The 12725-nt window shown below is 68.7% G+C and carries 13 protein-coding genes and 3 pseudogenes; 6 read left to right on the top strand and 10 right to left on the bottom strand.

The annotated features are described in order from the left end of the window. Positions 1-31: 31 nt before the first annotated feature. The 3 genes and pseudogenes from ACFYZZ_RS09510 to ACFYZZ_RS09500 form a co-directional block, all read right to left on the bottom strand. Positions 32-271 (bottom strand): annotated as a pseudogene (locus ACFYZZ_RS09510) (transposase); the annotation flags it as partial. Positions 272-524: 253 nt separating this feature from the next. Then, a pseudogene (locus ACFYZZ_RS09505) lies at positions 525-634 on the bottom strand (NUDIX hydrolase); the annotation flags it as partial. Between the two features lie 101 nt (positions 635-735). Continuing rightward, positions 736-1026, bottom strand: a complete 291-nt coding sequence (locus ACFYZZ_RS09500) for a CPCC family cysteine-rich protein (RefSeq protein ID WP_389173243.1) — start codon at positions 1024-1026, stop codon at positions 736-738. A gap of 1016 nt (positions 1027-2042) precedes the next feature. Between ACFYZZ_RS09500 and ACFYZZ_RS09495 the strand changes: the two genes are divergently transcribed. From ACFYZZ_RS09495 to ACFYZZ_RS09485, 3 genes are all read left to right on the top strand, one after another. Then, on the top strand, positions 2043-2318 hold the full coding sequence (locus tag ACFYZZ_RS09495; protein WP_389173242.1) for a hypothetical protein: 276 nt from the start codon (positions 2043-2045) through the stop codon (positions 2316-2318). Positions 2319-2669: 351 nt separating this feature from the next. Beyond that, entirely contained in the window at positions 2670-2876 is a 207-nt protein-coding gene (locus tag ACFYZZ_RS09490; RefSeq protein ID WP_389173240.1) for a hypothetical protein, read from the top strand. A gap of 834 nt (positions 2877-3710) precedes the next feature. Beyond that, positions 3711-5183: a neuraminidase (sialidase) gene (locus ACFYZZ_RS09485; RefSeq protein ID WP_389173238.1), complete on the top strand. Its 1473-nt coding sequence runs from the start codon at positions 3711-3713 to the stop codon at positions 5181-5183. Between the two features lie 127 nt (positions 5184-5310). On the opposite strand, the pseudogene ACFYZZ_RS09480 reads toward ACFYZZ_RS09485, so the two are convergent. Then, positions 5311-5546 (bottom strand): annotated as a pseudogene (locus ACFYZZ_RS09480) (GntR family transcriptional regulator); the annotation flags it as partial. A gap of 195 nt (positions 5547-5741) precedes the next feature. Next, positions 5742-5951: a hypothetical protein gene (locus ACFYZZ_RS09475; RefSeq protein ID WP_389173236.1), complete on the bottom strand. Its 210-nt coding sequence runs from the start codon at positions 5949-5951 to the stop codon at positions 5742-5744. A 937-nt stretch (positions 5952-6888) separates the two neighbouring features. On the opposite strand from ACFYZZ_RS09475, the gene ACFYZZ_RS09470 reads away from it, so the two are divergent. Further along, a complete protein-coding gene (locus ACFYZZ_RS09470) occupies positions 6889-7188 on the top strand; it encodes a hypothetical protein (protein ID WP_389173234.1) in 300 nt (99 codons plus the stop codon). 86 nt (positions 7189-7274) lie between these two features. Beyond that, on the top strand, positions 7275-8015 hold the full coding sequence (locus tag ACFYZZ_RS09465; RefSeq protein WP_389173233.1) for a VOC family protein: 741 nt from the start codon (positions 7275-7277) through the stop codon (positions 8013-8015). A gap of 170 nt (positions 8016-8185) precedes the next feature. Here ACFYZZ_RS09465 and ACFYZZ_RS09460 read toward each other — a convergent pair whose 3' ends face one another. The 4 genes from ACFYZZ_RS09460 to ACFYZZ_RS09445 form a co-directional block, all read right to left on the bottom strand. Continuing rightward, a complete protein-coding gene (locus ACFYZZ_RS09460; RefSeq protein ID WP_389173231.1) occupies positions 8186-8833 on the bottom strand; it encodes an SMI1/KNR4 family protein in 648 nt (215 codons plus the stop codon). Between the two features lie 115 nt (positions 8834-8948). Continuing rightward, positions 8949-9605 carry a TOPRIM nucleotidyl transferase/hydrolase domain-containing protein gene (locus ACFYZZ_RS09455; protein ID WP_389173230.1) on the bottom strand — a complete coding sequence of 219 codons (657 nt, stop codon included), beginning with the start codon at positions 9603-9605 and terminating at the stop codon, positions 8949-8951. A 92-nt stretch (positions 9606-9697) separates the two neighbouring features. After that, entirely contained in the window at positions 9698-9988 is a 291-nt protein-coding gene (locus ACFYZZ_RS09450; protein ID WP_389173228.1) for a hypothetical protein, read from the bottom strand. 4 nt (positions 9989-9992) lie between these two features. After that, positions 9993-10430: a hypothetical protein gene (locus ACFYZZ_RS09445; RefSeq protein ID WP_389173226.1), complete on the bottom strand. Its 438-nt coding sequence runs from the start codon at positions 10428-10430 to the stop codon at positions 9993-9995. A gap of 295 nt (positions 10431-10725) precedes the next feature. Between ACFYZZ_RS09445 and ACFYZZ_RS09440 the strand changes: the two genes are divergently transcribed. Then, complete coding sequence (locus ACFYZZ_RS09440) at positions 10726-11568, top strand: hypothetical protein (protein ID WP_389173224.1); 843 nt, start codon at positions 10726-10728, stop codon at positions 11566-11568. Positions 11569-11855: 287 nt separating this feature from the next. On the opposite strand, the gene ACFYZZ_RS09435 is transcribed toward ACFYZZ_RS09440, so the two are convergent. Next, entirely contained in the window at positions 11856-12638 is a 783-nt protein-coding gene (locus ACFYZZ_RS09435) for a DUF899 family protein (protein ID WP_389173222.1), read from the bottom strand. Positions 12639-12725 lie beyond the last annotated feature (87 nt).

Genomic DNA, 12725 nt, shown 5'->3' with positions numbered 1-12725 from the left:
CGGACAGATGGAAGACTCGGCGTAGGCGTCGGCAGTGGCGCTTGGGTCGGCGGAGGTTGACAGGGTGGCGTCCGGAGTCCCGAGCAACGGGCACGAGGCCGACGACGGAGGCGAGGTGGCCTGCCTCGACGTAGGAGCCTGGATCACCGGCCACGACGATGAACTCGGCGCCCAGGATGGGGCCCCTTCGCGGCAAGTTCGATGATGTGCGCTTGGGAGTGATGGCGGAAAGTCTGCCGGATCTGCTGGTCTCTGCGCTTGAGCCGATCATGCCCGCGCCGTGCGCGGGCCTTGACGAAATAAGGAAAGCCCTATCCCGCTGCTTGTCCAGGCCTGTGTCTTGTGACTCAACTCAACTACCCCGACTGGTTGGTGTGGTGCTGGTCAGCGTGCTGTCCTGGATAGGCGTCGTATGCATCGCCCAGAGTGGGCAGGTGGTCCACCGGGTTGTTGCCATTCAGGGACAGCAACCACTGAAGGAGTCCTGTGACCGACACGGCGACGATGGGCATCTCGCCGGCGAGGCCGAAGCTGTCCCATGCGTCCAGGAGGCGAATCGCGAAGAGTCGGCCATGCGCTCGCTGACCTCGTCGGGCGTGAGCCAGTCAACGGCCGTGGGCTCGCTCGACGTCCGGCCTCGCAGCGCGAAGCCATGAGCCACGCATATGGACCGCCTGCTCAGGAAGAGGCGCCCTGGTCATCAGTGACCACCCGTGTTGATGTCAGCTGATGATGTCAGACCGTGGGGTATTCGTTCGGCAGAGGAGCGCGTACGAACTTGGTGCGTCGCTCATCGCTCGCCCCCAGAGCACGGAAATTCCTTCGGGCTGCCGTGAGGCTCAGCCGACCGTTGGGACCGCCCCGAACCCGGTCAGTATCGTCGTCGCCCTGGCCGTCATCCTCCCAGAAACACACAGGGCAGATCTCGAAACAGCCAGGCTCATCGAGCGTCAGGAAGCCGCAGCAGGGACAGGGGTACGGGCCGTCCTCGGCCTTCCCATGGATGTTGACCAACGGAGTGACCATTACGGCATCCTGCCCTGCTATGCGGCCAATCGCGAGCCAATAGACAGTGAATCCCCGCTCAATTGGGCCACGCGCTTGGGAAGCCAAGATGATTTAGCAGTGCCGTTTCCCGTGCCCCGCACGTTCTGGCATGGCCTCTTCGTCCCGAAAACTTGCATGGTGCATCCGCCTTCGGTGGGTGCGTCCCTCACCTGCGCTGATGGTCCGCAGGCGTCCGTGCTCGTCCGCCGTTGTTCGTCGGCGTTGTCACGCAGTTAAACACTCACCTGAGGCCGGCGCTGGTTCCTGCAGGGCCTGCCCCCGGTCGACAGCGGGCGTCTTTGATACGGACCACCTGAGTCGCATCTTCGCTCCGAAGACCGACCCAGCTTGCGAAAGCGGCCACCCCCGATCTGGGCTCACTGTTACGTTCGCCGGATGGCTCATCTTGTCGGACTCCTGTACGTAAGCACTGGCCCCGAACGTCGCCAAGCTCGTGCAGCTGCCCGGACGCCATGATTGCTGGCGTTCCTCAGGAAGTCGCGGGCTGCCATCTACAGGGAAAGTCGTCGAAGCCGGGAACAGTATCGGCCCAGCACCTCGCGGGGAAGCGAAGGCCGGCCGCCTCCCCGGCCGAGCCGCGCCTGGCGGTGTGCAGGAGACAGGCCGGGCGGGACGCTGGGCCGTCCGATCCACCTGGTCGGCCGGACGGGCCGGCTACCGCGCTTCGCGCAATCGCAGTTACTCAGCGCGGCCGCCCCCGGGTGCCCAGGACGGGCTGGGGAGAGGATGCGACGCTGGAGTGAGGGGCCCGCGAATGGAGGTCCGAGTGCGTCTCATCCGGTCCGGGGCCCTCTCCTTCGGCCTGGCGACCATGTCCCGGTGCGGCTCAATGGATGCGCCGCAGCATCGGGCGGTCAGTCTGTGAGCCCGCCGGCGGGGCACCACTCACCGAGCGTCGCCATGCGGCCTTACCGCGTGGATCCGGCCCGCCGGGACCAGGACCGCGCGACCAACCCGGAAGGCAGGTGCGTCCCATGCGCACGTCGACCCGTATCGCCGGTGCCCTCACCGGCCTGACCCTCACCCTCGGTGGTGCGGTCTTCGCCGCTCCCGCGGTCCGGGCGGACATCCCCGCCTGCGTACAGATGGCCGAACTGGCCGGTGCCACGGATTCCGCCGCCGTCACAGCAGCCTGCAGCCGTGGCGTGGTCGGAGACCTGCAGAGTTGTGTGACCGGGCTGACCGGGGCCGGAGTGGCGGGCGGCGCCGCGACCGCTGCCTGCCGGGCGGCGGCCCTCGAACCACGTTAGAGGACCGCGCGGGGCAGCCGCCCGCCGGCACCGGTCGGAGGCAGGTACGGCCCGTCTCCTCCTCAACCCCCGGCCTGCCCGGACACAACGCGGTCCCGGTGGGCAGTCTCGACGCCAAGGACATCGACGTCGCCCCGCTCCCACCGACGCGCACGCGGCGTACCGATGCGGCCGGTCGAGGTCGGTGACGTCATGCCTCTCCGGGGCCGGGCAGTCACCGCCCGGGCGCGGCGCCCAGCCTTGCCTCGCGGGCCTCATGCGGAGCGCCCATGCTGAGTAAGAGGGCGCCGTCGTCTTGAGACTTGTCCTTCCCGAAGGCCGAACGAAGGCGCCTGAGAGGAGGAGGAAGTCATGCGCATGCGAAGAATCCTGGGCCTCGCCCTGGCCGCGGCAACCCTTGTCGGCGTGAGCACCGTCGGCGCTGTCAGCGCCGGGGCCGCCTCGTCTCCGAACATCTCCAGAGACGACTGCACGGCCGCCGGCGGACAGATCGTTGCACGCCCCTACGCCGGCTACGTCTGCGCGCTGCCTGACGGGACCACGCAGGCGATCACTTGACCGGTCGGCGCACGGCTGGGCAACCAGTCCGGCCGGTGCACCCGGCGCGGTGGGTATGGAGTGACGGCACCCGGTCCACCGTCGGGCGGATCGCCCGCGCCCGTCTCGACACCGTGGCACTCGCGATGGTGGACGCCGACCGTCTCGAAGCCAAGGCCGTCACCGCTTCGAGACGGTCCGCGCCGTTCTGAACACCGCGCTCGCCGCCGTCCTGAACGGCCTCGGCCATGTCGTCATACAGTGACCGACGAGGTCGTTCGCATTTCCTGCCTGTATCGATTCGGATTTCCCAGCTGTATTAATCACGAGCGCTGTTGACACCCGGCAGGTCTTGAAGAGGCGCAGAAGAACGAGCAGTCCCGCCGGCCTTCGAGCCTGGATGTGCCGACGGTGAGGGAGTCTTCCTTCTGGCGCGGGCGATGATCGCGCCGCTGTCCGCATTGAGGTGGCCCTTTGCCGATGCCCTGACTCATCCCGACCGTCGAAGAGGTCCAGCAGGTCATCCCGCTCCAACCCGTCCGAGTCAAGGCCGACCCCGCCGGCATCGCCAACCGGCACGCGGCCCACGGCCCTCTCCGGGGACCTACGAGACGGCGCCGTAACAGCACGACCAAGGAGCCGACCGGCGGGGGCACCCGCCGGTCGGCTCCGCCGTGCTCCTCGACGACCCCGAGGATGACTCCGTCGTTCGGCCCATCAAGGGCACCGGCCGCAACGCCGAAAAGGACCAAGCGGAGTCGCCCCACCCTCGCGTTCCGGTACTCCTCCGCGCCCCAGGCCGCCCGATGACGGCGGTCCCGTACCCCGCCGACAGGCCCGGAGGAGATCCCCCGCATGCGCGTCTGCCTGCCCCTGACCGCCGTCGCCACCGCCGCGCTCCTGCTCGTCACGGTCACCGGCGCGACTCCCGCTGCAGCAGACCGGGACCTCGACGGCACGCCACTGGTCAAGGTGTCCAACGGCGACCCGTACGCGAAGTGCACCATCGGAGCGAGGTCCCCCGACAGCGTCGTCTACCCGGGCACCGAGGTCGAGCCGTACCTCTCCGTCGATCCGCGCGACCCGCAGCGCGTGGTCACCGTGTTCCAGCAGGACCGCTGGAACGACGGCGGCGCCCGCGGCCTGGCGGCCGGCTGGACCAGGGACGGCCGCACCTTCCACCGGAGCACGCTGCCGTTCAGCCTGTGCGCCCCCGGCGGCGCGGACTTCGAACGGGCCACCGACCCCTGGGTGAGCACCGGACCGGACGGCACCGTCTACGCCGGCGGAGAGGGCGTCGACTTCACGAAGAGCACGCGGACCGCCCTCCTGGCCGTCACGTCCCGCGACGGCGGCCGCACTTGGCAGAACCTCACCGCCACACACGTCGACGAGCAGCCGTTCTTCAACGACAAGCCCACACTCACCGCCGACCCGATCCGCAAGGGCACCGCTTACCAGGTCTGGAACCGCCTCGACAACGACCCACCCGGCCCCGGCTCCCTCGACGGTCCCGGCTACATCTCCCTCACCCGCGACGGCGGCCGCACCTGGAGCAAGGCCCGGCCGTTCGTCGACACCAGCAGCGTGCCCAACACCCAGACCATCGGCCATCTGATCGTCGCCGACCGGCGCACCGGCACCCTGTACGACTTCTTCGACCGGATCACCTACTCCGACGACCTGAGCACCGTCGTCGAAGCCCGCTACGAGGTGGTCACCTCGACCGACGCCGGAGAGACCTGGAGCGCCCCGGTCACCGTGGCCCGGGACACCTCCGTACCGGAGGTCGACCCGAACGACCCCACCAAACTGCTGCGCGACGGGACCACCCTGCCGAGCCCGGCCGTCGACCCCAGGACAGGCACGCTGTACATGGCCTACGAGGGCTCGGACTTCTCCGGCGGAAAGTTCGACTCCGTCCAGCTTGTGCGGTCCACCGACGGCGGACGCACCTGGGGGACCCCGGAGCTGATCAGCCCCAAGGGCGTTCCGGCCTTCTCACCGTCGATCGCGGTCGCCGAGCGGGGCACGGTCGCGCTCACTTACTACGACCTGCGCTTCCTCAAGCCCGGCAACACCACCACCCTGCCCACCGCCTACCAACTGGCCACGCTGCAGCACGGAAACCCGAAGCTCCGGTCCGAACGACGGATCTCGCGGGTCTTCGACTGGCTGCAGGCACCCTTCGCAGGGGGCTACTTCCTCGGCGACTACCAAGGCCTGGTGGCAGACGGCAAGGGAGTACGGGCGGTGCTCACCGAGACCCACTCCGGCGCACCACAGAACCGTACGGACGTGTACACCAGCAGTCTCCGCACCCGCTGACCGACGCGGACGCCGTCGGCCGGCCCGACCACCGACGGCTGCAGACACGCCTCGGACCCACTCCGTGACCACGTTGGGCGGGGAGGTTTGGCCGCGTCCCGCCCGGCGGGGCAGGCCTGTTGCCCTGGGGTCGCGTGGTGTCCGCCGTCTCCACGGGCCGCCCCTGGTCGCTGTAGTACGTCCGCCGGATGTGCGTGGCCCTCCCTCAGGGAGGACAACGAGAGTGCCGGCGGTGAGGTCGTACGGCTCCCAACTCGTCGACGGCTGCACTGGCCTGCCGTCCGCCAGGAACTCGTCCGTCGTCCGGACACACAGCTCGCCCTCGGCGATTGCGAGCCGCGCCGCGATCTCCGCCGGAGAAGGTGCGGCCTACCGCCGCGCAAACCTTGGCAGCTCGCTGCGCTCGCGCGCGACGGCGTTCGGGAGCTCCCGCCCGCCACGTGCTTCGGGCCGACTCGGACCTGGCGTGCCCGACGGGTCGGCACAGTCCCTGCGACTCTCCCGGCTACGCTCGCGGGAGCGCCCCGCGGCGCGTGGCTGCGGGGCGCCTTGCGGGGTTCAGTCGATCTTCTCCCCGTCGTACATACCGCCCTTGCAGGTGTTGTCCGTCAGATCGGCCGTTCCGCCGCCCTGCTTGCACTGAGAAGGGGTGACGTAGGATGGGGCACCCTGTGCGGTGGTGGCGGCGGCGGTCGCGGCGCCTGTGAGGCCGAGTCCGGCGAGGGCTGCCGTGGCGATGACGGCGGCGAGGATTCGTCGAATGCGCATTTGGTTCGCCTTTCACGGATTGCCTCGGTTGGGGCACTAGTCAGCTTGATCTTCACCCATATGGGTGGCACGTCATGTTGCGCTATTCGGGTGACAGTGTCGTCGGGTGCGGGGTCGGTGCCGTGACCCGTCGGACAGGCTCGTTTTGTTCCGGAGGGGGCAGCGTCCGCAGGAAGAGTGCAGGTCAGAAGGGGCGAGCGATCCCCGGCGGACGCTGCGGACGCTATCTTCCCTTAATTCTCAAGTTCTACTGGGGATGGCTTTTCAGGCGGGGCGGGATCGCGGGCACGGCTGCCCGCCCGCCCCCCTGCAGGGCTTCACGAATAGGTGTCGTCCTGCTCGTCGGCAGCCTCACCCACGACCCGTTCCAGCTCTGCCCGGCCCGCCTCACGCTAGTCACTCAGATAGACACGCACGCAGAAACAGGTGAGGCTGTCGGGGTGGCGGGATGTGAACCCACGACCTCTTCGTCCCGAAGCAACTTGGGTGGGGGTTGTGTCCTGGGCTGGTATGCCTTTCGCCTGCGCTGATGCTCCGCAGACGTCCGTACTCGTCCACGGCTGTACGTCGGCGTTGCCACGCAGTCAGACACTCGCTACCGCCGCTGCTCATCGGCTTGCAGGAGCTTCGGAGATCTGTCGTGCCAGCTCCTCGACGACTTGGGGCACAACATTCCGAGCGTCCTCGTCTTGCAAGGCTTCGGCGAGTGCCTGATGGACCGCAGCAAACGGCTGCCCCGCATGTGAGGTGCGGGTCCGGTCGACGGCCCTGCGAGCTAACCCGTTCGACACCGCCCGAGATCGTGGCACGATGTACGGCATGACGACGAACCGAAAGGTCCATGCCGCGTAGACGGCCAGGACGCATCCGGGCCGGCATTCCCCGCCACCGGACGCAAGAAGCAAGGCCGGACATCGACGGCTTGTCCTCGCGTGCAATGTCCGAGATCCTCCGTCTCGAACGCACCCGCAACTATCTGCAGCCAGGAGACGTCGGCGCGGCCATGCGCCTGTGGAAGGACTACATCCACCGCCCTGAGCGTCAGCTGTGGCATGACTACGAGTGGGGCAACGTGCACTGGTACTGCTGCGGCAGTCCCCTCGAGGCCCGTGCTCTCCTCGATACCGTGATGCAGGCCATGTCACCTCGAAACGCGCGCGAACTTCGCCAGGTCGTCAGCCGGTTCGACGCCGTCTGGAACCAACCGTCACTGCCGTACGACCCGGGCGAAGGTTGAAGAACAAGCTACTAGGCTTGTAATTGAGCTCTGTTCGGCGGCGGTACCTGCGGATGTCGTTGCAGAGCGGTGCATAGGATCGCCGCATGGCACTGCGACCTGTTCAGGTGAACATAAAGGCCCTTGATGGCTCGGCGGTCGGCCGGTTCTGGGCGGAGGCGCTCGGCTGGAGTGCGTACAGCCCCGGCGTGACCACCTACGTCGGACCCGCCGGCGGCCTCGTTTGGCCGGACCCGGTCGCCGTCTGCATCGACGTCGTTCCCGTCCCGGAACCCAAGACAACAACAAAGAACCGTGTGCACCTCGATCTCGCCACCACCTCTGCGGCCCATCAGGCGGAGTTGGTCGCGCGCCTGAAGGCTCGCGGTGCGACGCCCGCCCACGTGGGCCAGGGCAAAGTGCCGTGGACGGTCCTCGCCGACCCCGAGGGCAATGAGTTCTGCGTGCTGGAGCCTCGGGAGGTTTACCGGGACACCGGGCCGATCGCCGCGGTGGTGGTCGACTGCGCGGATCCGCGGGCCATGGCCCGGTTCTGGGGTGAGGCGATGGACTGGACGCTGCATGAAGTGACTGACGATCATGCGGTGTTGCGCTCCGCCAAGGGTGTCGGCCCGTACCTCGAGTTCCTCCGCACGCCCGACGTGAAGACCGTGCCGGACCGCGTCCATCTTGACCTGCTGCCGTACCCCGGTGACGACAAAGCAGCGGAAGTGGCCCGGCTGCGGGCCCTCGGTGCCACCGACCTCGACCTCGGTCAGGGCGATGTCCCGTGGACGTGTCTGGCCGACCCGGAGGGCCACGAGTTCTGTGTCCTCGCCCCGTCCTGACGCGGAGCTTTGGCCGGCACCCCGACCCGTGAGCCGCCGCAGCCCAACCCACCCGGGGTCATGGTGTCGGGGGCGAGATCAGCTCGCTCGCCGACCACAACACTCAACTCGCCAACCCAAGCGCTGAGTCACACCGACAACTGGTCGTGCCAGGTCTCAAGAACACGCACTCATAGGACTTCGTCCCATACGTCGCCGCCGTCGGCCCACGTCCGCAGCCATTTTCGTAGTGAGGCGGTCGCATGACGCAGGCCGTCGTGAGGGTTTTCACCAAAGGCGTAGCCGTCGGTGTCGTAGAGAAGCACCGGGTTGTCGACCGCGGTCAATGAGACGTGCCACTCCATCGTGCAGCCTCCGTAGGTCAGGAAAAGCCATGACGGCGGCATGCCTTCTGACAGGCTGCGCTCGTGGACGCCGGCCGCGCACGGCCAGTCGCGGACGTGCCCTGGAGCCCGGTTGCCGTCGGTCAGGGAGGCAAGGCCGCTATCGGGTCCGAATCCTCCGTTGCCGACCTCGGTGTAGACACGCCGAAGCAGTTCGGGAAGGCGGCGTCCGATTCTGCGCTCTGCCTTCTCGACCTCTGACAGGGAGATCGGCGGGAACAGCGGCCCGCGAGGAGCGTCGGCGTAGTAGTCGGTCACTTCCTCGGTCCCGGCCTTGAGCTGGACCGTCCCGTCACTGCCGTACGACACTATGTCGTCTCGATCCCGCGCCAACCGGAGCTTGCCATAACGCTCGACGATCCACGCGACGGGGACGTCCGCGTGGTCGAATCGCAGGCCCGGATCCCATGCGCGAGCCTGCAGCGCTTTGATCAACGAGTCGTCGTCCTCTTCTTCCCTCGGCTCAGGGTCGGGCTCTTGGCAGAGCGGCGCAGGTATGCGGTGAGGAGCACGGGTCACGCGTCAGGAGCCTACAGCTGCACTTCGGCTTTCAGACGTGTGTGAGGAGGCGTTCCAGCGGCCGGGGAACGCTGTCAAGGTGTAGGTGCGTGACCAGCGCCTGCGCGTAGAGCGCCTTGCGGCCGCTGTGCGTACCCATGAAGCGGCGCAGCTGGTGTTCCACGGGCCGTTCCCGCTGTGCCGGCTGGCCTTGGAAAGTGCGGAAGGGGCGCATCTCGCCCTGGGCCTCGATCACCTGCTGCACGCCGTCGGCCCCGACAGCGCGGATCAGCTCGTCCTCCAGGTCGGCGACGCACACATGGAACCCGAGTGTCTCCAGTTCGCCGTGCGGCAGATCGGACCCGAGCCCGACCCGCTCGAGATGACGCCGGAAATGCCGCTCCTCGCCGATGTCGTAAAGACCGGCCAGTGGAAGGTCGAGCCCAGGAGGGCCGCACACGTCCAGGAATCGCCCGATGTTCGTCGCGCCGCCGAGCGAAACCACCACGACGCCCTCTGCATCGAGGTCGCGGCCGTAGCGCGTGGCCAGTGCTTCGAGCGCGACCTGATCACTGGTCCCCTCGACGAGTACGATCGTCCGCACACCGCCACCGGCCAGTTCCCGTGCCACCTCGGCGGCCGCATCCGCCTCCGCTCCGCCGGCCGCCCACGCGGTCAGCGCCAGGCGGAATCGCCTCAACTCGTCCACGAGACCTCGCTTCACGTCGCCATCCTGGCACGGCCGAGATCTCGTTCGCACACACGTTTTCCGGCATACGTCTTTCCAGCATGGATGACGGGTCAGACCGTGGTGAGTCCGATTTCGGCGCAGCATTGGCGCAGGGTGTCGAGGCCGAAGGCGTCGATGGGCGAGACGACGCCAGGGGTGAGGCCGCCGTGGATGGCGAGTCGGTGGGCGGCCCAAGCCATGAGTTCGCCGATGAGGGTGTAGATGCTGGGTCCTTCGAGGTGGACTTCGGTGAGCGGTGTGCCGCCCGCGGGGCCCGAGGCCGTGGCGACTACGTGGGTGCGGGTCTTCGCGCGTTCTGTGGCGTCCGGGCCGCCGGGCGGCCCGATCAGGGGGCGGGTCAAGGTGTCAATCATCCGGCGGCCGGTGGGATGCCGGGTCACCGTGTCGGCCATGGCGGACAGGACGGTGGTGGGGCGGCTGAGCGCCGGGGAACCAGCCGTTGTAGACGGTGACGGCGTCGAGCAGAGGGAACGACTCAGGAAGGAAGAGGACCTCGGTGCCGGAGACCAGGAAGGCGTTCTTCCGGCGGCCGCGGACGGTGAAGGGGTGGACATGGGCCGCGGTGCGTTCTTCGACCAGCCGACGCTGGTTCCACCGGGCGGACAGCACGGTCAGGCCGTCGCGCATGGTGGTGCGCGTGCCCTGGCTCACTCCGTGCAGGAGCGGTCCGGTGGCGAAGCAGCCGATGTCGATCGCGCGCACGGCGTCCCCGCCCTGCCTGGCTGCCAAGGTTCCGGCGAGGACGCCGGGGACGTAGTCGTAGCCGAAGGCCGGCAGCAGCACCGACCCCGTCTCGCGGGCACGGTCGTGGCAGCGGTTGCGCAGTGCGCGGACGAAGCCAACTTCGCCGGTGGAGTCGATGTAGTGCGCGCCGGCGTCGACGGCCGCCCACGCACGGGATGGCCGTAGCGTTCGAAGGCGCCGACCGTAGTGACGAGGACGTCGCCGGGGCGCAGTAGCTTGCGCACGGTCGCGGGGGCGCCGGCGTCGGCGACCGCGTGGTCGCAGGCTTTCCGACGGCTCGGCGGGACGGCGTTTCCCGCGCCGTCCGGTCCCGTCCGAGGTCTAGGCTCGGCCCGTGGGGCAGCCGGAGCAGCGCGCCGAGGGCGCGGGACCGTTCACTACCAGGCTTACTTGGCACCCTCCCGGTGGCGGCACCGCGGTGTGGGAATCACGGATCGCGCGCCGGCGCGGAATGCTCGCCGTCCGTCAGCCCGGTGCGGCGGAGAGTCGGCCCACCCGTGCGGATGCCGTTGCCATCGGCCGGCTGCGCAGACTCAATGTCATCGCGGCGACAGCCTTCGTCATCGGCGGGGCCCTCTTCGCCGCCGGCGCGGCCGTAGCCCAGTTCGGCTCAGGCGACGCCACCGAGTGCTCCTCCATCTACTTCGCTGGCGGCTTGTTCTTCAACACCGGCGGCTACGTCTCGCTGCTCCAGGTGATCAACTCACCCCGCCACGTCGCCGGCGGCGAAGGCCGGCTGGTCACCCGCCGCTGGCGGTGGTGGAGCTACGAGCCGATGCGGGTGGACTGGCTGAGCGCGTTCGTCCTCTTCGCGGGCACGCTCGTCTTCGGCGTCTCGCTGCTGGACTCCTTCCTGCGGGGTCTGAGCGTCCAGCAGGTCAACCGGCTGATCTGGGCGCCCGACCTGGTCGGCTGTGTGCTGTTCCTGGTCTCCGGGCACCTGGGCTTCGTCGAGATCTGCCACGGCCGGCTCTGTGCCCGCCCGCACAGCCTCGGCTGGTGGATCGTCGCCGTGAACCAGTTCGGGTCCGTCCTGTTCATGGTCTCAGCGATCGCCGCCTTCACCCGCCCCGCCACCGGAAGCCTGGTCAACGCCGGCATCGCCAACTGGGGCACCCTCATCGGCGCCCTGTGCTTCTCACTCGGCGGCCTCCTCCAACTCTGCGAACACCCCTAGGTGACGGTGATCGGCGTCGGAACCGGTGAGTTCAGAGGTTCAGGTGTCGCGTATTCGCTGTCGGACAGCGCTTCGAGCAACTCAGAGCAGGGTCACGAGGTGCGTTTCTACACTGTCGAAGCACACACTTCGCACGAGCCCGGCGAGGTCATGCGCGTGGTGGACGCGCAGGAGACCGCCGAGCAGGTGCGGCCCGCCGCGCCGTAGGCGGCCCGACCGGAGGTTCTGCCGACCCGACAGAGTGTCAGGTCCATCACGCCCGTGCCGAGGCCGCCGACGCAGGCGCGTCAGTGGTGGTGGCCGTGTCGGCCGAGGGTCTGCACAGGGGTCGCGCCGGGGCGGGTCCACTGCGGTACGGGTCGGCTGGTCGGACCCCATGTGGCGTTACCGTCAGCGTCCGAGCGCCAGGTCCAGCACGCGTTGCCGCCTTCGGGCCAGCCCTCGGGGTTGTCCTCCCACGCCTCGCCGCGGCCGTAGGGCGTCATGTCGAGCAGGCCGAGGGACCCGTTGACCCGCTCGTTGCCGCGGCCCGTCGTGGAGTAGGTGAGGAACGCGCGGTCGCCCGCGCGCAGGAAGCAGGTGATGTAACCCATGTCGCCGCCGACCGGCGCCTCCACGTCGCGCACCGAGTACCAGGGCTGGGTGTAGCCCATGAACTCAACGTAGGAGGCCACCTCGTCCCACCGGCCTGTGGTCAGGATGGCGAACGAGACGCCGCGGGCGTTGAGGTAGACGGCGTCCTTCAGGTGCCAGGCCGTGGTGGTGCAGCCCTCGCACTGCCCCTGGTGCGGCGCGCCGTCGTACCACATGTGTTTGTAGACCACGAGCTCGTCGCGGCCCTGGAACAGGTCCAGGAACGGGACCGGGCCGTCGGGTCCGACGACCTCGACCGTTCCGTCGAACTCCACCATCGGCAGTCGGCGGCGGGCCGCGGCCAGGGCGTCGCCCGCGTGGGTGTAAGCCTTCTCGCGGACCAGGAGCTCGTCACGGGCGGCCTGCCAGGTGGCCAGGTCGACGACGGGCGGGCGGCCGGGCAGCGCGGTGGTCGGGTCACTGGGCGTGGTCGTCATGGTGTCCTCCGTGGTGTCTCGTGCCGGGCAGCGTCGTACGCCGTCCTACGACGGTCACCAGAAGAGACTTGCGACCCGGCCGGAACT

The organism is Streptomyces sp. NPDC001816 (genome assembly GCF_042892235.1).
Lineage (GTDB): Bacteria > Actinomycetota > Actinomycetes > Streptomycetales > Streptomycetaceae > Streptomyces.
Note: the sequence above shows the minus strand (reverse complement) of the source record. Positions and strands in the feature narration are given on the sequence as shown.